20 protein-coding genes and 1 pseudogene are annotated in these 21,859 nt (G+C 43.8%); 9 read left to right on the plus strand and 12 right to left on the minus strand.

Features of this window, described 5'->3' with window-relative positions; all coding sequences use genetic code 11:
• From OSCIL6407_RS0112035 to OSCIL6407_RS0112055, 5 genes are all read right to left on the minus strand, one after another.
• Positions 1-663 (minus strand): RAMP superfamily CRISPR-associated protein, encoded by a 663-nt coding sequence (locus tag OSCIL6407_RS0112035; protein ID WP_020699932.1) that lies wholly within the window; start codon positions 661-663, stop codon positions 1-3.
• Complete coding sequence (locus tag OSCIL6407_RS0112040) at positions 626-2,320, minus strand: Cas10/Cmr2 second palm domain-containing protein (protein ID WP_007357726.1); 1,695 nt, start codon at positions 2,318-2,320, stop codon at positions 626-628. The genes OSCIL6407_RS0112035 and OSCIL6407_RS0112040 overlap by 38 nt, the downstream gene beginning before the upstream one ends.
• Entirely contained in the window at positions 2,317-3,549 is a 1,233-nt protein-coding gene (locus tag OSCIL6407_RS0112045; RefSeq protein ID WP_007357727.1) for a Card1-like endonuclease domain-containing protein, read from the minus strand. The genes OSCIL6407_RS0112040 and OSCIL6407_RS0112045 overlap by 4 nt, the downstream gene beginning before the upstream one ends.
• Before the next feature lie 63 nt (positions 3,550-3,612).
• Positions 3,613-4,194 carry a hypothetical protein gene (locus tag OSCIL6407_RS0112050; RefSeq protein ID WP_007357728.1) on the minus strand — a complete coding sequence of 194 codons (582 nt, stop codon included), beginning with the start codon at positions 4,192-4,194 and terminating at the stop codon, positions 3,613-3,615.
• A 20-nt stretch (positions 4,195-4,214) separates the two neighbouring features.
• A complete protein-coding gene (locus tag OSCIL6407_RS0112055; protein ID WP_007357729.1) occupies positions 4,215-4,520 on the minus strand; it encodes a CRISPR-associated protein Csx3 in 306 nt (101 codons plus the stop codon).
• A gap of 100 nt (positions 4,521-4,620) precedes the next feature.
• On the opposite strand from OSCIL6407_RS0112055, the gene OSCIL6407_RS0112060 reads away from it, so the two are divergent.
• From OSCIL6407_RS0112060 to OSCIL6407_RS0112085, 7 genes are all read left to right on the plus strand, one after another.
• Complete coding sequence (locus OSCIL6407_RS0112060; RefSeq protein WP_007357730.1) at positions 4,621-5,961, plus strand: TIGR03985 family CRISPR-associated protein; 1,341 nt, start codon at positions 4,621-4,623, stop codon at positions 5,959-5,961.
• A gap of 7 nt (positions 5,962-5,968) precedes the next feature.
• On the plus strand, positions 5,969-6,550 hold the full coding sequence (locus OSCIL6407_RS0112065) for an HD domain-containing protein (RefSeq protein WP_007357731.1): 582 nt from the start codon (positions 5,969-5,971) through the stop codon (positions 6,548-6,550).
• A 416-nt stretch (positions 6,551-6,966) separates the two neighbouring features.
• Entirely contained in the window at positions 6,967-7,767 is an 801-nt protein-coding gene (locus tag OSCIL6407_RS0112070; RefSeq protein ID WP_007357732.1) for an SDR family NAD(P)-dependent oxidoreductase, read from the plus strand.
• Positions 7,768-7,997: 230 nt separating this feature from the next.
• A complete protein-coding gene (locus tag OSCIL6407_RS0112075; protein ID WP_019487262.1) occupies positions 7,998-8,807 on the plus strand; it encodes an MBL fold metallo-hydrolase in 810 nt (269 codons plus the stop codon).
• A gap of 14 nt (positions 8,808-8,821) precedes the next feature.
• On the plus strand, positions 8,822-8,962 hold the full coding sequence (locus tag OSCIL6407_RS35345; protein ID WP_155523393.1) for a hypothetical protein: 141 nt from the start codon (positions 8,822-8,824) through the stop codon (positions 8,960-8,962).
• Positions 8,949-10,133 (plus strand): L-dopachrome tautomerase-related protein, encoded by a 1,185-nt coding sequence (locus tag OSCIL6407_RS0112080; protein WP_007357735.1) that lies wholly within the window; start codon positions 8,949-8,951, stop codon positions 10,131-10,133. The genes OSCIL6407_RS35345 and OSCIL6407_RS0112080 overlap by 14 nt, the downstream gene beginning before the upstream one ends.
• A gap of 183 nt (positions 10,134-10,316) precedes the next feature.
• The gene (locus tag OSCIL6407_RS0112085) at positions 10,317-11,378 is read left to right on the plus strand and encodes an aldo/keto reductase (RefSeq protein WP_007357736.1); all 1,062 of its coding nucleotides are present in this window, start codon (positions 10,317-10,319) and stop codon (positions 11,376-11,378) included.
• A 202-nt stretch (positions 11,379-11,580) separates the two neighbouring features.
• Here the strand turns inward: OSCIL6407_RS0112085 and OSCIL6407_RS0112095 are convergent, their stop codons facing one another.
• The 6 genes and pseudogenes from OSCIL6407_RS0112095 to OSCIL6407_RS0112120 form a co-directional block, all read right to left on the minus strand.
• On the minus strand, positions 11,581-12,159 hold the full coding sequence (locus OSCIL6407_RS0112095) for a sensor histidine kinase (protein ID WP_007354675.1): 579 nt from the start codon (positions 12,157-12,159) through the stop codon (positions 11,581-11,583).
• Positions 12,160-12,449: 290 nt separating this feature from the next.
• Positions 12,450-12,839 (minus strand): annotated as a pseudogene (locus OSCIL6407_RS0112100) (serine/threonine protein kinase); the annotation flags it as partial.
• A gap of 608 nt (positions 12,840-13,447) precedes the next feature.
• A complete protein-coding gene (nirD, locus tag OSCIL6407_RS0112105; protein WP_007354677.1) occupies positions 13,448-13,822 on the minus strand; it encodes a nitrite reductase small subunit NirD in 375 nt (124 codons plus the stop codon).
• A 142-nt stretch (positions 13,823-13,964) separates the two neighbouring features.
• Positions 13,965-16,508, minus strand: coding sequence for a nitrite reductase large subunit NirB (nirB, locus tag OSCIL6407_RS0112110; RefSeq protein WP_007354678.1), 2,544 nt, complete (start codon positions 16,506-16,508; stop codon positions 13,965-13,967).
• A 208-nt stretch (positions 16,509-16,716) separates the two neighbouring features.
• Positions 16,717-17,505 (minus strand): ABC transporter permease, encoded by a 789-nt coding sequence (locus tag OSCIL6407_RS0112115; protein WP_007354679.1) that lies wholly within the window; start codon positions 17,503-17,505, stop codon positions 16,717-16,719.
• A 194-nt stretch (positions 17,506-17,699) separates the two neighbouring features.
• On the minus strand, positions 17,700-18,683 hold the full coding sequence (locus tag OSCIL6407_RS0112120; RefSeq protein WP_007356105.1) for an ABC transporter ATP-binding protein: 984 nt from the start codon (positions 18,681-18,683) through the stop codon (positions 17,700-17,702).
• Between the two features lie 160 nt (positions 18,684-18,843).
• Between OSCIL6407_RS0112120 and OSCIL6407_RS0112125 the strand changes: the two genes are divergently transcribed.
• Both OSCIL6407_RS0112125 and OSCIL6407_RS0112130 read left to right on the plus strand, forming a co-directional pair.
• Positions 18,844-19,653, plus strand: coding sequence for a calcium-binding protein (locus OSCIL6407_RS0112125; protein WP_007356106.1), 810 nt, complete (start codon positions 18,844-18,846; stop codon positions 19,651-19,653).
• A 388-nt stretch (positions 19,654-20,041) separates the two neighbouring features.
• Positions 20,042-20,899, plus strand: a complete 858-nt coding sequence (locus OSCIL6407_RS0112130; protein ID WP_007356108.1) for an Hpt domain-containing protein — start codon at positions 20,042-20,044, stop codon at positions 20,897-20,899.
• 133 nt (positions 20,900-21,032) lie between these two features.
• Here the strand turns inward: OSCIL6407_RS0112130 and OSCIL6407_RS0112135 are convergent, their stop codons facing one another.
• Positions 21,033-21,437, minus strand: a complete 405-nt coding sequence (locus OSCIL6407_RS0112135; RefSeq protein WP_007356109.1) for a hypothetical protein — start codon at positions 21,435-21,437, stop codon at positions 21,033-21,035.
• Between the last annotated feature and the right edge of the window lie 422 nt (positions 21,438-21,859).

Consider the following 21,859-nt stretch of genomic DNA (forward strand, 5'->3'; position numbering starts at 1 on the left):
TTAAAGTGTTCCAAAATACTGAACAAAATCCTTAGTAATATTTTGATCGTCAGGGTTTAATAACTGACCCTCGATGTGTCCCAGTCCTCGATTTCTGTTACTTCCCAATCGTCGGAGTGCTAAGGTTCCAACAGATAACAAAGTTAAAGCATCTCGACCTGGTTGTACTTCAAAACTTAAGTTTGCCGTAAATTCTAATTCGCGCAACACTACACGAGCAGAACGTAACGTTGTTTCATCGGCTACTCCAGTTTTTGAATCGATCGCAGTTTGGCGACGAATAGTTGTCAGAGATTCCAGAATATCAACCCGCATTAATTTGTTGTCCAGTCGCTTTAATTGGTATGCCACTGCTTGCCGCAAATCCTCTGGTAAACAAGCATCGCCAACTTGCATTTGAGAACTTGTTTCAAGGGTACTTCCAGGTTTACCAAATAGCTTGCAAGCGACTGATTCCCAATCTCTACAGACGTTATGAGGAGATAACACAGCAATTAAATTATCGCATTCCTCACTCAGCAATCCTTTTAAAGTTCGTCCTCGAAGATAAGGGAATCCAGAGGAATCATGTTCAACTTCTTGATCGACTAAACCTGCTACACCATCGCCTCGTCCAAAAGTTGTATCACTCAGCAGCTTGATTTTCAGCTTGTAAACAATCATCTGACACTCCTTTATTTAATGGGAAATAAAAATCCATTGCTTCAATTGCATCAAAATATCCGCAATGTTCTTCTGTCCAACCAGTTTCTCTTAAAACAATTTCATCACCGCCTTTCATCAAAGGTAAGCGATCAATCCGATAAGCTTTCAGAAAGTGCTTAGTTGCTGGCTGGCCTTCTCGCAACTTTTCTCTAAGAGCAAGAATTTTGTTTTTTCGCTCTTTCCATTCTTGGCATTCTTTCTCATCTCTGTTACTGTTGAAACATTCAACAGTATTGATAAAGTTAGACCAATTACGCCACTCATTTTCTTCTTCTTGAAGCAGAACCGGACGCATTGTTAATTCCCCTGTAGAAACTTGATATTCTCGTTGGCGAATATCTCCAATTGTTCCAAATAGACCACTTGCGGCAATATGCCAATCAATTCCTGAAAACTCTTTTGCCCATTGTTGCTTTTGTTCTCTAACAAATTCTTTAGTATTGTTACACAAAGCCTCGCTCAAAGAATAAGCTCTTGCAAACGGGTAGTGAGATTTAACAATACAAACTCCTGCACAAGCTCTCATCTGTTTACCATCAGCTAATAGTGGTTTTTGCAATGCTTGTAAATAGATTGTTGCTAATGCTAGTCCTAGCCTACCATCGCAAACAAAAGTAACATCATCACCACCATAAACAAGGGGGCGAAATGGTAAGTAATGTTTTCCATCTTGAGTAAAGATAGAAAATCTTCCCATGACTTTACCATCTGAATGTATTGAGTTAATAAGAACATTCACAACTTTTTTAACTGCTGCCAAACTTGCTTTGTTAACAGAGTTAGAAAGTCCGCGCATTCGGTTCACATAATCGGAGTTGTCGCGACTATCCTTGCCATACTCTTTGAAACGCTCTCCCATGCCATTTCCATCAGCATGAATCACTGCATAATAGCTGCTTTCACCTCTGGAACGACCTAAATGATCCATGCGGTAGGGAAATTGATAATCTGTCTGGTGTAAAACATCTGCAAATCTTTTTTTGAGAGCTTGATTAGCAGGTTCACCATGTTTTGATGAAACGACTTTCAATTTTGCTTCAGTTTCTCTAGAAACCAGACAGATATCTTCCCGATCAATGTCTTTAATATACCCTTCATTAGTATTAACAGCAGGTAACTGAGTCGAGTTACAAAGTGCTGTAACTCCTAAACCTAGTAAAGGTGCTGATGGGATTCTGGCTCTTTTTTGCTTCTCTAATTCTTCAATGTGAAGTTTTTCGACCTTTTCGTACAAACAATCATTATCCCAATTAAACTCACAATGAGCCACAACAATATTTAGCCCTGGTGCGTGTTCTAGAATTTGCATACTTAACTTACGAGTAAAGTCTTTAGCAATATCTATAGACTTGAACAACAACATGGCATTACCACCACCCGCATAGACTAATTCTGCATTTAATCCACTATTTTTTATGGGTTCTTGTTGTCTATTTTTAGGTACTCCTAATTCTTCGAGCTTTTTCTTTACCCAGTCATCTGTACTGGGATCTAAATCTCCTGTTGCTTGACTAATAAGATAGGAAGCCCCAATATTTTCTCGCAAGCGATTAGTATTGAAGATATAAGATTGAATCCCCGTAGTATCAAGGATTGTCACTACATACTCACTCATGCTTTAGCCTCCTGTTCTATACCATCAACCCAAGCTAAAATTTCATCACCGATATTTGCTAAATCCTTGCGCCCAAAAACTTTAACTTTTGGATCGCGGGTTCCAAATCTAGCTAGTTCATCTTCAATCTCCTGCGGAGCATCGTAACAGCAGACTAAAGCAACTCGTGCTTCATCACCGCCTAACTCTTTAGCCCGCAAAGAAGCCTCAAATAGCTTTTCTTTACAGTCTGCTTTCTTGCTTTTGGCAGTGCAGGATATCGCAAATAGTTGATAGCGCTTAATAAAGGCGACATCAAATTCAAATTTTGCATCCGCTGCTTTATTATTCGTATTCATCTTGTTTTTATCTTCAACTATATTGAAAGACATTTGAATATCTTCTTTACGAACACCAATGTCATCAGAGATCATCTGAATTTTCTTCAAAGCATAACTTTCTAGCCAAGTACCGTTGAGCCATGTATGGAATTCCTTAAAATCACTAAACCCCTCTGCTTTGGCTTTATCTTTAAGTGATTTATTTGTAGGTAAATCTAAACATTCACCTAAAAGATTACCAACGGCTGGAAATAAAATTTGTAAGTCTGCAATCGGAGTTAGCTTGTTGCACCACTCTTTCCACTTCTTCTCCGAGTCTTGATTTTCGTGAAGTTTAGCAATTTCTACTGCTAAATCTTGTAAGTAGGGTTTAAGACGAGGGGGAAAGTTTGTGAGCAAATATTTACCATGCAAGGTAAAAAGCTCTTCAAGAGAAATTTGGAGCGGCACATCATAAGCAACAGGTTTTTGGTTGCCTTGATTAATCCACATTTTCAGTCGTCGTGGATCGAGATAGCTAAAAATAGCGTCAGGTTTTAGCTCCTGAATTGCTCGATAAGCGTGAACTGCCATTGCTTTAGTTCCGCCTGTGTAGTTTAAACCAACCTTGCCTTCTTTCGCTGACTCCTCAACCCGCTTCTTAATAATGTCGTAAATTTCTTGGGCATCAGATTCATTATTGCTGAGATCGACAGGCTGGCATTTTATATCAAGCTTATGCAGTCCATCTTCTCCTTGTAAGCGATCTTTTTGAAATATTGTGTTCTTGGTAAATACTAGATAGGCTGTACCACCTTCTTTAAGTAACGTTCGAGCTGCGAGATAATTCGGCAAAGGATTCTCCCCAATTAGTAAAAATAGATGATCGACTTGATGATCTTCCCAATCTAACAGATTGTTACTGTTCATAGATTCCTCCAACTTTAGTAAATTATAACAATTACTCAGACTACAGAAAGCGATCGCGCCCCCTCACCCCCCATCACTCAACCCCACCAAAACCCTTGCCAAAACCTCCACCATCGCACGCTGCGAAACATCCTCCCCTCGCTCCAAATAATGAACGCTCCCCCTCAGTATAGGAGACTCACATTCGATCGCATCAAACTTCCCATGATAATCACTATGAATAATCGCAATAACTTTCAAATTTAGCTCCCCATAAAACCCTTCCCACTCCCCAACTTTAGCCCTATCCCCCGCTAAAATAACCGCATGAGTTGCATATTGCATAATCAAACGATTCTTTCCATCAATCCTTCCCCCAACATCAATTAGAGTTAAAGGTAAACTCGCATTCTTCACATCTAAAGCCTTATTTTCAGCAAAAGCCCAAGTTAATTTAGTTTTATATTCCCTCTTTAACCGTGCAGCTAAATCGGGGTTATTCCGAACTGCTTCCGTATACCAAGAACCCTCACCATCGGGACAAGCAGTGATAAAATAAGGATAAGGTGCTTTTCCTACTCGATGTATAGCCATAATAGCCTGTTTCAACCCCTCCCTCAAACAAGACTTACCAGAATGAGGCGGCCCACAAAGCACAACTTTCATAACAGCAAATCTCACCTTAATTAATCAATCAAATCACCAACCTTGTAAGCTGGATTATGAGTAATACAGATTACGTATTTGCCAATTTTCGGATCGAAAACACTAATCGCTCCATAAATATGAGCCACCTTATGAGTCAAGACACAAGCAACAGGTAACGAGGCTGGGCCATTGATTTTCAGCAACACTCCCCCCTTCAATTCTCCCGTCTCCGTCATTTCCTCTAACCTCGCCGCCACATCCCTCACAATCTGGTCATTTTGCGCCGGTTCCCCAAAGTTTACTTTCATTACATCGCCTTCCAGCTCAATCTTGTAAGTAGTCATAAGTACCTCCTTTTCCACAATAAACCCATCATACACCCTACCTGGAAGCCTCTATTTCCAACTAAGGTTAAACTGAAATTAAATTTTTCCCTTAGCACTAATGTCAGACATCCTATTTCGCACGCAGCCCCACATTCCCCTACTGCAATGGTTGGCACGGGGGTCACTCAAACAAAACCTATTGCGGGCCATTCGTCTCTGGGTATGGCTTTCTACCCTCTATGGCGATCGCGCAACCTCCCTTGACCTCGATCGCCCCTTTACCTATTACAACTGGCGCGATGCCTTTTTTACTCCCAGCCATCCCAAAGGCGAAGCCATTCCCCACCTACACGATCGCCATTGTCCCTGTGCAAAAACTACCGCCGACTGGTTGTTTAATAACCAGCTTTCAGCAACTCAGTGGCGACAAGCCTTATTAGCCCACGATTCCGTACCTGACTTAGATCGAATATTATCCAAGCGATTGTTTGGTGTAACCCGGCGATCGCTTCAAGGAGATTTAGAAATCTTAACCGAATTAGGGTGGCTGGAATATCGACAGCAGCGCTATCATCGCGTCTCCCAATTTCCCCAATATCCAGAAGCAAACCATCAGGATTTAACACCCACAAAAAGTAGTCAATATCCCTTAAACTTCCTGCATCCAGAACTAGCAATTATTGCCCAAAACTCCAGAGAAATACGCGGTGTACAGCGATTTTTCTTGCACGTTGATTATGTGATTCCCAAACAAACTATCGATTTAGTCGAAGATTGGCAATATCAATTGTGTGAACTATGGGAAACTGACCCCATTCCCCCAATTCAATTACTTTATAACAGTGCCAGAATGGGGCAAACAGTTGAATGTATTGTTTATCCTGTTTGTATCTACTACGTACAACGCGCCGTTTATCTATGCGCCTTTGGACAAACACCTACCCAACAAGGCGAATGGTACAACTATCGACTAGATCGCATTGCCAAAATGCAAAGATTGGATTGGAACAATCCTCATCTTCCTGATTGCTTGCGTCAAGCTTACCCAGAAAAATTACCACAATCAGATGAAATCGAAGAGAAAATCGCCGAAGCTTGGGGTTTCGATTTCTACCTCGAACCCAAATTGATGCTATTACGATTCGATGGCGACTTTAACGATCGCTACATTCAAGGAACCTTTCGCCATGAAACCTTTCAACCTATAGGCTATCAACAAGCTATGGAATTGATTCAAAAACAAACTCCCAACCCAAAGCATTACCAGGAGTTATTAACAGTTCTTGGATCGCGATCGCCTGATGATGCTTACTATCGCGTTTATTACCGTGAGGGCGATACCAATGTTGGACTACGCTTGCGCTCTTGGCGACCCAAAGGCGAAGTGATTTTTCCTTGGGAACTGCGACATAGTTTGGCTCAAGAAGTAGCAGAAGAAGCTCGATTATACCTTAATTAATTGCACCATGAAATCAACGATGCTCACAGAAAACTTTGAATTAGCCTTAGTGTATGCCACTCGCTTACACGCCAAACAAGTTCGCAAAGTCGATGGCACGCCTTATATTGCCCACCTGCTTTCAGTAGCAGCGTTAATATTAGAAGCTGGAGGTAATGAAACAGAAGCCATCGCTGGCTTATTACATGACAGCTTGGAAGACCAAGGCGGCCCTCAAACTCAAGCAGAAATTAGTCAACAATTTGGTGTAGAAGTTCTGGAAATTATCAAAGGATGTACTGAATCAGAAGAACTTCCCAAGCCCCCTTGGATGGAACGCAAACAGCGCTATCTGGATCAATTACAAAATGCTTCACCATCCGTGCGATTAGTTTCTCTGGCAGATAAACTGCATAATGCTCGTTCTCTTTTGGCTTCCTTACATCAACATGGTGAGGAAGTCTGGGCTTATTTTCCCGTAGGAAAAGAGTCGAGTTTATGGTTTTATCAAGCGCTGCTACCCATTTATCGAACCACAAATCATAACTGGATGGTGCAGGAATTTGAGCGAGTATTATTCGAGTTGCAGAGCATTAGCTCGATTAACTAATACAGTGGCTCAAAATCATGTAACAGTAAGTAAGTAGAAGGAAGAAGGAAGAAAAATTTAGTTATCTAGGAGAGAAGGAAGAAAAATTTAGTTATCTAGGAGAGAAGTAAAAATGTTTATACAGTCAGCTTTTTAGCCATCCTTATCTTATGTTTAATTAGGTGAATTTACTTAATGGGACATAAATATAAATGTAGGGTGGGCGATCGCCAGGAAGATTAGCCCCATCGAGCCAACCAATGCGATCGCTACACTTACAAGCAAAGCACACTCCTTCTTTAGAAAGACGCAATCATGCGGCTGCCTTCTTAGCATTATAAAAAAGTTGACAGGCCGCAGTCCGAGCTGACTATCTAGAGCCTAAATATAAGCAAGCCTGGACAAGCGAGTGTACTCACTTAGGAGTTTAAATAGTTGTGGACAATTCGTTAACTCGACCCTTAGCGGTCGTAACAGGTGCTTCCAATGGCATCGGTTACGAACTCGCCAAACAGTTCGCCCAAAATAATTTCGATCTCTTAGTCACAGCTACCGGAGCCAGCATCAAGGAAGCAGCTCTTGCCTTTGAGCAACTCGGTGCCAAAGTTTTGACCGTAGAGGCAGACCTCGCTACCTATGACGGTGTGGAGACGCTCTACAGCAAAATTAAGGAAACAAACCGACCTGTAGAGGCGATCGCGCTCAATGCAGGTGTCGGTGTCGGGGGCGAGTTTATCAAAACCGACCTCAAGGACGAACTCAATCTCATTAACCTTAACGTTGTGTCCTCAGTCCATCTTGCCAAAAGGGTAGTCAAGGATATGGTCGAACGAGGTAATGGCAAAATCCTTTTTACTTCATCCATTGCCGCCCTTATGCCGGGCCCCTTCGAGGCAGTCTACGCGGCATCCAAGGCATTTCTGCACTCATTCTCAGAGGCGTTGCGAAACGAGTTGAAGGATACAGGTGTCAGCGTCACCGCGCTCATGCCAGGGCCGACTGATACCAACTTCTTCCACCGTGCGGATATGGACAGCACTAAGGCAGGTGCGGGCAAGAAGGACGATCCCGCAGAGGTTGCCAAGCAGGGTTTTCAGGCCTTGATGGCAGGCAAGGACGATATCATCGCGGGTTCGCTCAAGACCAAGATACAGGGGAATGTAAGTAAAGTCTTGCCCGATACCGTCAATGCCGAACAGCACCGCCAGCTTACTGAACCAGGTTCTGCTAACAAGTAATTTGCGCTCGATGACAGCAAGTGGCTGATTTATAGCTAGGGAAGAAGGGAAGAGAATCAAGGGTGGAAGCCATCAGCGAGTTTCCTAACTAGCAAGAAGGTTGCTATATCCCAACAACAAAGCCATCTGACACAGCTCGGCATTGGAGGCAAACTTACAAAGAAATGATTCCTGCCGAAGTAATTTAGTGCAAAACATTTATGCAAATTCATCATCTCAATTGTGGCTGTATGTGCCCCATTGGTGGGGCGCTTTTCGATGGCTTCAGTCGCAGCTTGAACGCTCACCTCGTCTGCCACTGTCTGCTCGTGGAAACCGATCGCGGACTTGTTTTAATTGATACCGGCTTCGGTTTACGCGATATCCAGTCCCCTTACTCCCGGCTCAGCCCGTTTTTCGTCCACTTTAATAACATCCAGTTCGATCGCAAATACACAGCGATTCATCAAATTGAGCAGCTCGGATTTGCGGCAAGCGATGTGCGCCATATTGTGCTAACTCACCTCGATTTCGATCATGCCGGTGGTCTAGAGGATTTCCCAGAAGCAACGGTACACATTATGCAGGCTGAAATGGATGCCGCCCAAGACCGGCACGGTTTGATCGCTAAAGGGCGGTATCGTCCGGGGCAATGGGATGAAGTCAAACACTGGAAATACTATTCAGCCAAGGGCGAACCTTGGTTTGGGTTTGAAGCTGTCCGCGATCTCGACGGATTGCCGCCGGAGATTCTCCTAATTCCGCTAGCCGGGCACACGCGAGGTCATGCAGGCGTGGCGATCGAGACCCAGGAGGGTTGGCTGCTGCACGCTGGGGACGCTTATTTCTATCGGCATGAGATGAATGCTAACCGACGCTGCACGCCAGGACTGCGGGCTTACCAGTGGATGATGGAAGTCGATCGCCAGGCTCGGCTTTTCAATCAAGACCGGCTGCAAGCATTATCGGTGCAGCGGAGTAAAGATGTGAGCCTGTTTTGCAGTCACGACGCTATTGAGTTGAAAGCATTCGCCGATCGCTCTCATAGCTCTGGAAACTAGAAATTTCTTCTCCTGTGTTTTGGTCAGTGATGCTGATGGTGCGATCGCCCCTCGGCGTGTCTCCGGCTTTTTTCTCCGCTACACTGCTTGGCTCTCCTTCTAAATTTCAAGGCAAAGGCATTGATATAACAAAGGTATTCTATGAAGATCCTTAAACTCCTACTATTTCTTACAGCCGTCGGTTTTCTCGGCACTGCTGTTTATGCCCAGTCTCAACCCGCCCAGATCGATCTGACAACCCTGCCCAAAGAGCAAACCCTGGGCGATATCGAACCTGTCGCCATCTTTAACGGCCCCATGCCTACAGGTGTTACTGTTTCCCAAAGCGGACGCATATTTGTGAACTTTCCCAAATGGGGCGATCGCGTAGATTACACTGTTGCCGAAGTCAGAAATGGTCAAACTGTTGCCTATCCGAATGCGGAAATGAATCGCCCCAACCCAAGCGACCCCTCAAAGTCGCTGCTTTCGGTTCAAAGTGTGGTAGTTGACCCGCGCGATCGCTTATGGATTTTAGATACTGGCAGCGTCAACTTTGCACCGGCTCCGCCTGGTGGAGCAAAATTGATCGGAGTCGATCTCAAGCAAAACCAGATTTTCAAAACCATTGTCTTTCCGCAAAATGTGGCATTGCCAACAACTTACCTGAACGATGTTCGCTTCGATCTGCGTCGAGGTAAGGCGGGAATGGCCTTCATCACTGACTCGTCCGATAAGGGGCCCAATGGAATTATTGTGGTTGACTTGGATTCGGGCAGAAGTTGGCGGCGGTTGAACGACCATCCTTCCACGAAAGCAGTCCCCAATTTTCTCCCCAGTGTGGAAGGGATGCCGATTATGAATCGCCAACCGGGTCAACCACCCAGTTCCATCAAGATAGGTGCCGACGGGATTGCAATTAGTGCTGATGGGAAGCAATTGTTCTACTGCCCGCTTGCCGGACGACGGCTCTACAGCGTGAGTGTCGATGCACTAGCGGATGAGCGGTTGTCTGACCAAGAGGTGGCAAAGACTGTGGTCGATCGCGGCGAGAAGGGAGGAGCTGCCGATGGCTTGGAGTCGGATGCTCAAAACCGCATTTACCTGACGAACTACGAACAGAATGCGATACAGCGTCGTTTGCCAGACGGCACGATCGAACGGCTGGTGCATGACCCGCGAGTGCTATGGCCTGACACCCTTTCAGTGGCGCAGGATGGTTATCTTTATTTCACGGCAAATCAACTCCATCGCCAAGCCAGGTATCACAACGGTCAGGATTTGCGGCAGAAACCCTACAGCCTGTTTCGAGTTCGGATTAACGCTCAACCTGTAGCACTGCGGTGAACTACCGTTTCACACTCAGAAGGTGAAGTCAAGCGTTTGCATTCCTGGCGATCGCGATCGTCTCTTCTCGGACTTACGCACGGACAACATCATTCTGTCATGGCGATCGTAGGGAAGCAATCTCAAACCTAGATTCTTGGTACTTCCTAAGTCCCGTCCTATAGTTTTTTGAAGGAGACATTTATGGGTATCAGCAGACGCGAGTTGTTAAAAGTGACATCGGCTTCAAGTTTAGTCGCAGCAGCGCTAGCAGCTTCAGAAGGGTTTTTCAAACCCGTGTTAGCTGAAGCTCAATCGGCTCCAGTAGACGCTCAAAATGAAGTTGCTCAAGATCCCAAAAGCAGAGAAATGAGTTACAGGACGCTAGGACGCACCGGAGAACGAGTATCTGCAATTGGCTTAGGAGGACACCATATCGGACGCATTCGAGAGGAGCAAGAAAGTATCAAGCTCATTCGCAGTGCGATCGATCGCGGCATCAACTTCATGGACAACTCCTGGGATTATCACAACGGACGCAGCCACCGATGGATGGGGCAAGCGCTCAAGGATGGCTATCGGCAAAAGGTGTTTCTGATGACAAAGATCGATGGTCGCACCAAGGGCGCTGCCATGATGCAGATAGACGAGTCACTTAAGGCATTGCAGACTGATTACATCGATCTGATGCAGCATCACGAAGTGATTAGGATGGAAGACCCCGATCGCATCTTTGCTTCTGGTGGGGCAATGGAAGCTGTGGTGGAAGCGCAGAAGGCGGGTAAGATTCGTTATATCGGCTTTACAGGACACAAAGACCCTTTGGTTCACCTGCGAATGCTGGAACTCGCCACTCAAAATAATTTCCATTTTGACGCGGTACAGATGCCGCTGAATGTGATGGATGGTCATTTTAGAAGTTTTGAGCAACAAGTTTTACCAGTGTTGGTGAAGAACCAAATCGGTGTCTTGGGGATGAAATCAATGGGCGATTCCTACGTACTGAGAAGCAATACAGTCACCCCCATTGAATGTCTTCACTATGCGATGAATTTGCCTACTTCGGTTGTGATTACTGGCATTGATAGTATGCAGCTTCTCGATCAAGCATTTGAGGCAGTTCGCACCTTTAAGCCAATGGATCGGGCACAAGTTACGGCGCTGCTGGATCGCACTCGTGAGGCGGCGACTAAAGGGCAATACGAACTTTATAAGACCAGTAACCAATTTGATAGTACAGCAATGAACCCATCGTGGCTGGGGTAATTGGTAATTGGTAATTGCTAATGGCTAATGGCTAATGGCTAATTGCTAATGGCTAATTGCTAATGGCTAATTGCTACCTTCCCCATCTTCCCCATCTCCCCCATCTTCCCCCATCCTCCCCCATCTCCCCCCATCTTCCCCCATCCTCCCCCATCTCCCCCTCTCTTCCCCTAGCCCCTAGCCCCTAGCCCCTAGCCCCTAATTATTGCCCATTCACAGGTAAGCTGATGATAAATGCTGTTCCATGTCCCAGAGTTGAAGCAACTTCGATCGCCCCACCATGCTTTTCTACGACGATTTGACGAGCGATAGTTAACCCTAATCCCGTCCCCTTCCCTACGCCTTTGGTCGTAAATAAATGGTCAAAGATTTGGGATTGCACGGCTTCGCTCATGCCCTTACCATTATCTTCAATGCGAACTAATACCTGATTGGCGATCGCTTCTGTCCGAATGGTAATTTGTTGAGGATGGGCGATAAGTTCCTCAAAGGAGCGAGTTTTTGCCATCTCGTCGAACATATCGATCGCGTTCGCCAAAATATTCATAAATACCTGGTTAAGCTGACCAGGGAAGCATTCTATTGGCGGTAATTCGCCATAGTCTTGAATCGTGGCGATCGCTGGACGTTGGTCATTAGCTTTGAGGCGATACTTGAGAATCAGCAAGGTGCTATCAATCCCTTCATGAAGATTAGCACTAACTTTGCGATCGGTATCGGCGCGGGAGAAAATGCGGAGACTGGTACTGATGCCTTTGATGCGATCGGTTGCACCTTTCATCGAGTTGAGTAACTTGGGTAAGTCATCACTGAGGAATTCTAGCTCAATGTCTTCAGCATTTTCTTCGATAAGTGCGACTGGGTGGGGATAATGTTGTTGACAGAAATGTTGAATCTTGATACAAAACTTTACATATCTAGATAGAGTAAGACTAACCAGGTAAAAAATTCAACAAAACATGAACTCCTCAAACCAATGAACAAAACTAATTTTCTGACACATACAAGCTTGAAGATAGCGAATTTTATCTAATAGTTTATTGCCCATTGTGGGGGATAGATATCAGTTGTAAAAAGCGTCACGCCTAATGCATAAAAATCTGCCCGGTAATCAATGCCTCGATTCATCCGCCCAGTTTGTTCCGGTGCGAGATAGGCGAGTGTACCTTCTAACCCATTGGGATTCTTAATTTCTTGGGTTTCTTTTGGTAATAAGGAGGAAATGCTAAAGTCAATAAGTTTAATTTGTTTCGATTTAGGATGAATCAGAATATTTGCAGGTTTGATGTCTTTGTGAATGACACGATGGTGGTGCAGATCGTGGAGGATATTAGTAATTTGTAGGGCGATCTCTAATACCTCTATTACTAAAAGTGCCTGATTATGAGCATAGTCTCGCAGTGACACTCCGCCAAAATCTTCCATTACCAGTGCATAGCTGTTACCATAAACTTCCAAGCTATTTAGTAATAAGTAGAAGGAAGAATGAAAAATACTTGTATATAAGTGCCAAAATTTAACCTTGAAAAGAATCACGCTCCTTCAGGACTTACGCACCAAACCAAAGAAACCGGGTTTTTGACGAAAATACTTCGCCCTTATCCACAGATTCTCTCAAAAACCCGGTTTCTGGAGCCATGAGCGTAAGTTCTAAGCAAGTTACAATTGAACTATAATTCAAAATTACTGCTTATAGGCTTGAGTTGACTCAACTATTTGAGGGGAGCCGTTAAGTTCAGAAATAAGTGTAGTGTTGATAGGTGATGTTGCAAGAAAGGGATGTTTAATACCTCCCTAAATACTGCCGGAGCGAGTACGATATAAAGGCAATAATTTAGGGTAAATATGTTAAAAATAGTTAGTAATTTTGCTGGAATAGAGAATATTTTTAATGCCAATTATCTAAATTATTGATACAAGCTGCATTGTTGAATTAACTTTAGAAGATCGACCTTCTACCTCTTGCCTCATATCAGTGACAAGTTTTGGGGGCTGATGATTTTGCCAGAATAAAAAAGTCCTGCTCCTCATAGGAGGGGCAGGGGGAGAGGAGAGATCAAAGTTGGTCTTCAGGCAAAATGGGGATGTTCCCCTGCTACCTGCACCATATCATCTACAACTCTCACAGTAAAAGTAGGAATTTTCACCGTTTCATCATCTAAACACTGCCCCGTCAGCAAGCTGAAGTTTTGCTTATAAATCGGTGAAGCCACCTTGAGGATACCATTGCGATCGCCCACAATTCCCCGCGACAAAACAAACGCCTTACTAAAGGGATCGTAATTAGCGATCGCATAAACATCAGCCCCATTGCCCACTCGAAAAACTGCCACCTGTTCGCCTTCTACCAAGGCACAAACTCCCGTATTAGGTGCGATCGCAGCCAGAGGACAGACATCTACCCATGTTGTAACATTATCGCGGACTGGCACTGCTTGAACCATTTTCTTTTCCTAATTATTGAGCGTGTAAACATTGAGTGTTTTGTAGGGGCAATCCCCCTGTGGTTGCCCCCAGATGTAGCTTGCAGAAGTCCTGTAACAGTTAACAGTTAACAGTTAACAGTTAACAGTTAACAATAAACATTTATTCCGCAATCGCAACCAGAGCTTTTTCAGAGTCGTAAGCAGGGCGTAATTGTCCCCGTTCCTCAACCCGGACAATACTCGGATCTGGCAGATCGGAATTTACAAAATGCTGGAATCGCTGCACCTTATTCGGATCTTCAATCGTCGTCTTCCATTCACATTGATAAGTGCTAACTAAGTGCGCCATCTGCGCTTCCAACTCAGCGCAAATACCAAGAGAATCCTCAATAATTACTTGCTGTAAATATTCTATTCCCCCTTCCAACTTATTGAACCAAGTTGCCGTCCGTTCCAGGCGATCCGCCGTGCGAATATAGAAAATCAAGAACCGATCCAGATATTTAATCAGCGTTTCCTTGTCAATATCTGCTGCTAACAAAACCGCGTGTTGCGGCCTCATTCCACCGTTACCGCAGACATACAAATTCCAGCCCTTTTCAGTCGCAATTATCCCAAAATCCTTACTTTGAGCTTCCGCACATTCGCGAGTACAACCAGAGACAGCAGACTTAAGTTTATGAGGCGATCGCAAACCCCGATAGCGCAATTCTACCTCAATCGCCAAACTCGTAGAATCCTGCACCCCAAAGCGACACCAAGTGCTACCCACGCAAGATTTTACAGTCCGAAGTGCCTTTCCGTAAGCGTGTCCAGACTCAAATCCTGCATCTATCAACCTCCGCCAAATATGCGGCAACTGATCCACACGAGCACCAAACAAATCTATCCGCTGTCCGCCAGTAATCTTAGTGTAAAGCCCAAATTCTTTGGCAACTTCCCCTAAAACAATGAGCTGATCTGGCATAATTTCTCCCCCCGGAACTCGCGGTACTACTGAATAAGTACCGTCCCGTTGAATATTTGCCAAATAGTAATCATTGGTATCTTGCAAACTAACGTGAGACAGAGCTAAAATATGCTCGTTCCAAGTAGAAGCCAGCATCGAACTCACAGCAGGCTTGCAAATTTCGCAACCCATTCCCTTACCATGTTTAGCAATCAAATCCTCAAAAGTTTTGATTTCTTGAGTCCTGACTAAATGATAGAGTTCTTGCCGAGAATAAGCGAAATGTTCGCAGAGGTGATTCTTCACCACTAGCCCCGCTTTCTTCATTTCTAGCTTAAGAATATCCGTCACCAACGGCACACAACCGCCGCAACCAGTACCAGCCTTAGTACATTTTTTAACGCTCGGAACGTCAGTTAAATTACCCTCGCGAATCGCTGTACAAATCTGACCTTTACTAACATTATTGCAAGAGCAAATTTGGGCAGAATCAGGTAAACTATCTACACCCATTCCCACAGCGGCAGGTTTACCTTCTCGCGGAGGCATTAACAAATCCTCTGGGTGCGGAGGTAAAGTAATTTGATTCTGTACAAATTGCAGTAGAGTTCCGTAAGCCGAAGCATCTCCGATCAGAATTCCACCCAAAAGCAGACTACCATCCTGATTTAAGACCAGCTTTTTATAGACTCCTTGAATGTTATCAATTACAGCAATTTCTCTAGCACCATCAGACTTAGCAAAAGCATCTCCAAAACTAGCAACATCCACTCCCAAAAGCTTGAGTTTTGTGGACATATCAGCACCAGTAAAAGTGCTGACTGCCTTTTTACTCAAAATATCAGCCGCCACACCTGCCATTGTATAGCCAGGAGCAACTAAACCGTAAATTCGATTTTGATAGAGGGCACATTCTCCTATGGCATAAATGTCAGGATCGGAGGTTTGACAATAATCATTAATGATAATTCCGCCGCGTTCACCTACTTCAATCCCACAACTTCTAGCAATTTCATCGCGGGGGCGAATTCCCGCAGAAAAAAGGATTGTATCTGTTTCCAACTCCGAACCGTCAGCAAACAGCATCTTAGTAACTTTGCCATCTTCACTGACAATTTCAGTGGTAGCTTTATTAGTGTGAACTGAAACTCCTAGTTCTTCTATTTTGTTGCGGAGAATCGCACCGCCAGCATCGTCAATTTGCACGGGCATCAGTCGCGGGGCAAACTCAACTACATGAGTTTTTAAACCCATATTTTTGAGGGCATTTGCTGCTTCCAAACCCAATAAACCGCCGCCAATTACTACCCCAACTTTACAGTTTTTGGCGTAAGCAGACATTCCCTCAAGGTCTTCAATTGTCCGGTATACAAATGTACCGTTAGCATTATTTCCCTTAATTGGCGGCACAAATGGATAGGAACCAGTAGCTAAAACAATTTTGTCGTAGGGAACTTCTAAACCATTAGCTGAAGTGACCGTTTTCTGTTCCCGGTTGATAGAAATTGCTTTATCGCCGATATGAATCTGAATGCCATTCTCTTGATAAAAACCTGGTTCAACTAGAGATAAATCTCCCGCAGTTTTACCCGAAAAGAAACTGCTGAGATTGACGCGATCGTAGGCAACACGGGGTTCTTCACAGAAAGTGATTAAGTTCCAGTCTTGCGTCGCTCCTTTGCTGACCATCAGCTCTAGGAACTTATGACCAACCATGCCATTACCGATAACAACGAGGTGCTTTTTAGCTGTCATTAGAATTTTTTAATGCTTATATCTCAGTCATCACCACTAGAGATATAAGGAATCCACTGGTTATTTTGTAGCTTATGTAACCAAATACCAATGACTTATGCAGTTATCGAATGATCCCGATTGTATTTTTGCATGATCCTCGACCAAAAAATGTAAAATTGCTGAGGGTCTATGTTTAAGCTACCACCAAGATCAAGCCGTTACCAAATTATGCTCCCATTCCCGAATACTGTTTCAAACCCTGTCGCCATAACCAACGATTCCACACAAAAAACACTATACCCCAACCCAACATTACTAATAACCCATGCCCTACATCTACAGGCAATCCTATCAAAATTGAAGCGGGGAAATGGACAAGATAGGGAAACGGTGTCCACAATACCACATTTCGGAAAGATTCAGGAAATACTTCTAGGGGGGCAATAATTCCTGAAAGAAATAGATAAACTAAAAACCAAACTTGTTCTATCGCGCCTGCTCTTTCTAGCCAAAAAGCAAATAATGCAAAGGTATATTGAATCACAAAGCGCAAACAAAAGGCAAGAAATGTTACTAATAAAAATAGTAAAATCCTGCCAAAACTAGGTATCCAGAAAGACTGTGGATACAAAGAAAAAAATAATAGTATTAATCCAAATATAAACGGTAAACGTGCAAATCTTTCGGAAATATGAGCGGCAAAATGATGCCAAACTGGATCTATAGGCTGCAATAACTTCGGGGATAATTTTCCTTCTACTACTTCTTTCTCAAACTCCCAAATTACCCAAACTACATTTGTTTGTCTGACGATAAAAGCAGCTAAAAAATAACGGGCAAAGTCTACTGGTTGTAGATTAAATTGGCCGTTTTGAGCTGCCTTCACCCAGATCCCCATCAAGATAAATGGCAAAGAACCTGATAGAGTCCACAACAATAACTCAGCTCGATATTCGAGCATATAGGCGTAGTATGTTAATAGTAGTGTTTTAGCAACTTTGATGAATCGTGTCATATTGGTAATTGGTAATTGGTAATTGGTAATTGGTAATTGGTAATTGGTAATGGCTAATGGCTAATGGCTAATGGCTAATCGCTAATGGCTAATCGCTAATTACCCATCCTCCCCATCTCCCCATTTCCCCCTCTTTCCCTCTTTCCCTAGCCCCTAGCCCCTAGCCCCTAGCCCCTCTTTTCCCCTATCTTCCTTCAAGAAACTCCACCACTGCGAAAAACTCTACCAATTACCTCTTCAATTGGTGGATCTGTTACAGTTAAATCTATCACCTCTAACTCAGCTAAAATATTTGCCACAGTAGCCGTCAGCGCCTCCCGCCGTACCAGAAAACGCACTGACTGACCCTCCACAGATTCCACTTCTCCGTAAACAGAAGCCTGCTCTTTTGACAGCGGACTAGCTAACTCCACCTTCACCTCCCGATAAGGTGCAAATCTATCAAGTAATCCATCCAAACTGCCATCATAAACTAACATCCCTTCATGGATTAACAAAACCCTTTTGCATAAAGCAGTAATATCAGCCATATAGTGGCTTGTCAATAACACTGTTGCTTGGTAGCGTTGATTGTAATCCCTCAAAAATTCCCGGACACTAAACTGAGCATTTACATCCAAACCTAAAGTCGGCTCATCTAAAAATAATACCTGCGGCCGATGCAGTAACGCTGCCATTAATTCAGCTTTCATCCTTTCACCCAGAGAAAGCTTTCTTACTGGCTGATTTAACTTTCCTTCCAGGGATAGCATCTCCGTTAGTTCCCCCACCCGCAGGCGATATTCTTTATCGGAGATACCGTAGACAGCGCCATTGATTTTTAGGGAGTCTAGGACGGGTAAATCCCAGATTAACTGTTGTTTTTGCCCCATTACTAAAGTGATTTGTTGCAAAAAATCAGCTTCGCGGCGGAAGGGAATGCGATCGCACACTCTTACCACTCCAGTAGAAGGATAAATTAATCCCGTCAGCATCTTCAAAGTAGTGGTTTTCCCCGCGCCGTTAGCCCCTAGAAAGCCTACTACCTCGCCAGCTTCTATTTGAAACGAAACGCCCTGAACTGCTTTGACGGTGCGATATGTGCGGCGCAGAAAGTGCCGCACTGTGCCTTTAAGTCCGGGTTCTTTAATTGCTACCGGATAAAGTTTACTCAATTCTTCAGCTACTATAATCGGCATCAGCTTTACTTTTACTCCCCTGCCTGTAAGATTATACCAAGTTTAAAAATTTCTGCTACAACTCTTATGTTAGTTTTCTTTCCTTCACTCACCCTGTGGTCTATATTTCTTTAAATATGGCAAGATGGATACGATCGCAAATATTAGGTAGCAGAAAATTATGGTACTGACACCAGACCCTACGGATAGCTTGCGTCTGATTGGAGATAATACTTCTGAAAATATTGCTCTGTTACCGGGAGAATTGGCTAATTTCCCAGAAGGAGTTTGGGCCCTTGGCGGTAAGGATACTGTTACAGGTTCCTCCGATGCAGAATTAATCTTTGGTAATAATGATAGTGATAGTATTTTTGGGGGTTCTGGCAATGATTCTCTCTTTGGCGGTAAGGGAAATGATGATATTTTGGGAGAAAGTGGCGATGATATTCTCACGGGTGAAAAAAATAGAGATTTTCTAGATGGAGGTAGCGGTAATGATTTGTTGCGGGGTGGGGTTGGTGTTGATTTATTAGTGGGAGGGGAAGGTAATGATACGCTGATTGGTGACAAAGATGTTGATATCTATAAGGGAGGTTTGGGGAGCGATGTATTTGTATTTAGAGCCGATCAATCGGGAGTAAGAGCAGTAGGAATTGAATTGCCTGATGCGGTGATTGTTGACTTCAATAAGTCTGACGATTTGATTGGACTGACGGGTGGATTTACAGGTGGTATTCTCTCGTTTCAAGAGGTCAGCTTGAGCTTCAGCGACCCCAGAATTTTACTTTTAGATCCGGGAATTATAGAGGATGGAACTAGCTTTTTGAGTAAGGGTGGAATCTCCCAGTCTGACCTCGATCCTGATGGCAATGGCCGCGTTGAAGCGACCTATATTAGCTTTGGTTTCACGAATGCTCTTTTAGGCGCAGTTTTGAATGTAAAGCCAGAAGATTTAAGCGGTCGTTTTGTTACGGTTGATTCATTATTGTAAACCTTAGATCTACGCAGATTTGGGCAGAAGATCGGCGTAGATCTGCGTCTATCTAGTGCTAAAATTTGCAAATGAATCTTCCTATCATTTGACTGGCTATGCTGTCGGCGGTCTGGTACGGAGAAAGCCAGACCCAAGGGCGGCGGTGTAGTATTTGCCTTTCTGGGGGCGATCGCTCTCGATTTTCTAAATATCTAACTTTAGATAATGCCTCCTAGCTGGCACTTTTGGGTAATAATATGAAAAAAGTAGGTGCGATCGCAGCCCCAAAAATCACTGTTGCACTCAACACACCCTCTAACTCAGTCAATGCACTTTTTATGGATAAATTTGGCTGGACACACAACAGGAAGGCGAGCAGGGATTAAAGGGCGAAAGGAGAATATTTATGCTACCAGAACAATTACAGCGAATCATCGGTTATTTTGTTGAAGAAGCCACAGAACACATTCATACTATTGAAATAGGATTCGTACATCTACAAAGCACTGTAGAAAATCCCGAAAGTATGCACCAGCTAATCCGCTGTGCTCATTCAATTAAAGGGGGAGCCGCGATGCTGGGATTTAGCAGCATTCAACGAATTGCCCACCGCTTGGAGGATTATTTCAAAACTCTCCGAGAGTGTCCCTTAAGAGTTGACAGCACACTAGAATCACTTTTGTTACAGATAGTTCATACTCTAGCAGCCCTAATGGAGCAGGTTTCTAGAGTTTTTGGCCTCAACCAAGAAGTAGGAAACCAAACGATCTGGAGATTGGAGCCTGTTTTTGAAGAACTTAACGCTCACCTGAGATTGCTGATTCCTACTCGCCTAACAATTAGAGCTACGACTGACGATCAAGTTTACGTTTTATCGGGTTATTGTATGTCGTTAGCAAGGTTTTCTGTGGCGATCGCGGAGAGCTTTCATGTTCTCGGAGGTGTCATTAGCCGCCAAGAACAAGATCCCCTAAATCAGCGGCTAGCTATGGAGGTGCAGCTACAACCAGGTATTCGCCAAGAGACCATTCGCTCAGCCATTGAATTCGCAGGGGGTATTATTGGCACAGTCCAGACACAGCGCGGCTTTTCCCTGTTTTCAGGCCCGCAATATACTATTCAGCAAGCGCCCTTAGAACGCCCCCAAACCTGCATCGGCTGCTACTACTATTACGGTAGGAGCGATGGCGGCTATTTGCTCAACTGTACGGTACATCCGCATGGCCCAGAAGAAGAAAACTGCCGCGATCGCGAAACTGATTAAGTAATGGGGTTAACAGTTAATAGTTAACCGTTAACCGTTAACAAATTAAGTAATTCAGTTAACAGTTAACCATCAGCAAATTGGAAAGGATTATGCAACTTTCTTAACGTGGTTAATCGATTTCAATTAGCTATTAGCCATTACCCATTACCGATTTGATTTTTAATGCCTGCATCCTTAGCTTTCCCTTTCCTTTCTCCCTAAACACTGACAGCAAATACCCAACTAATCGGCTCATACTTGAAGAATGTACTGCCGCCCAAATATTAGTCCCCAGACAGATGCTTCCCAGCAGAAACAGGATATATGTTGGGGCCATTACTACCCCAATTGCCAGCCACGTAAAAACGTGAAGGATCATAATTAAAGCATAGAAGCTACCAACGGCTGCCCCTAACCGCACCTGAAGTTGAGAGCGTTTTAGACCTGTAAAAATAATCGTCTGCAAAGTTGCCAGCAAGTTAGCAGGTACAAGAAACGCGCAAATTTCGATACAGTGCCTATGTGAAAAGGCAGTAACGGTATTAAAGTCAAACATCAGTAAAATATACAGCTTGTTGAATATACCTATCAAGCTTAGCTTAAATTTAGGCCAATAGCTTCTACCTGAGAGCATAACTTTAGATTTCTTAGTGCGGGCAGCCTGTGAGATTACTATTTAACACCCTCGATCCTCTGACGATCAACTTTTTTGATCGCTAATTAAGATTTATGCTCCCGTTTAGGTAAAGCTAGTAATAATTCCGGTTTTATTGGCATAATATAAATACTTCTCCTTTAAAAAAGCGTGAAAAAGTTTACAGACAGCAGCTCAGCCATCATCAAGGCTTGCGCTCGCTTACAGATTCAGTCTGATAGCTTAACTATATAGATTATATAGCAACCGCCGTGCTGTACTAGGACGTTAATAATTACTCCAATTATTCTGGGAATTGTACTTTACTTCTGACTTCTGCTATA

Origin of the sequence: Kamptonema formosum PCC 6407, assembly GCF_000332155.1 — a bacterium.
In the GTDB taxonomy this organism is placed as follows: Bacteria; Cyanobacteriota; Cyanobacteriia; order Cyanobacteriales; family Microcoleaceae; genus Kamptonema; species Kamptonema formosum.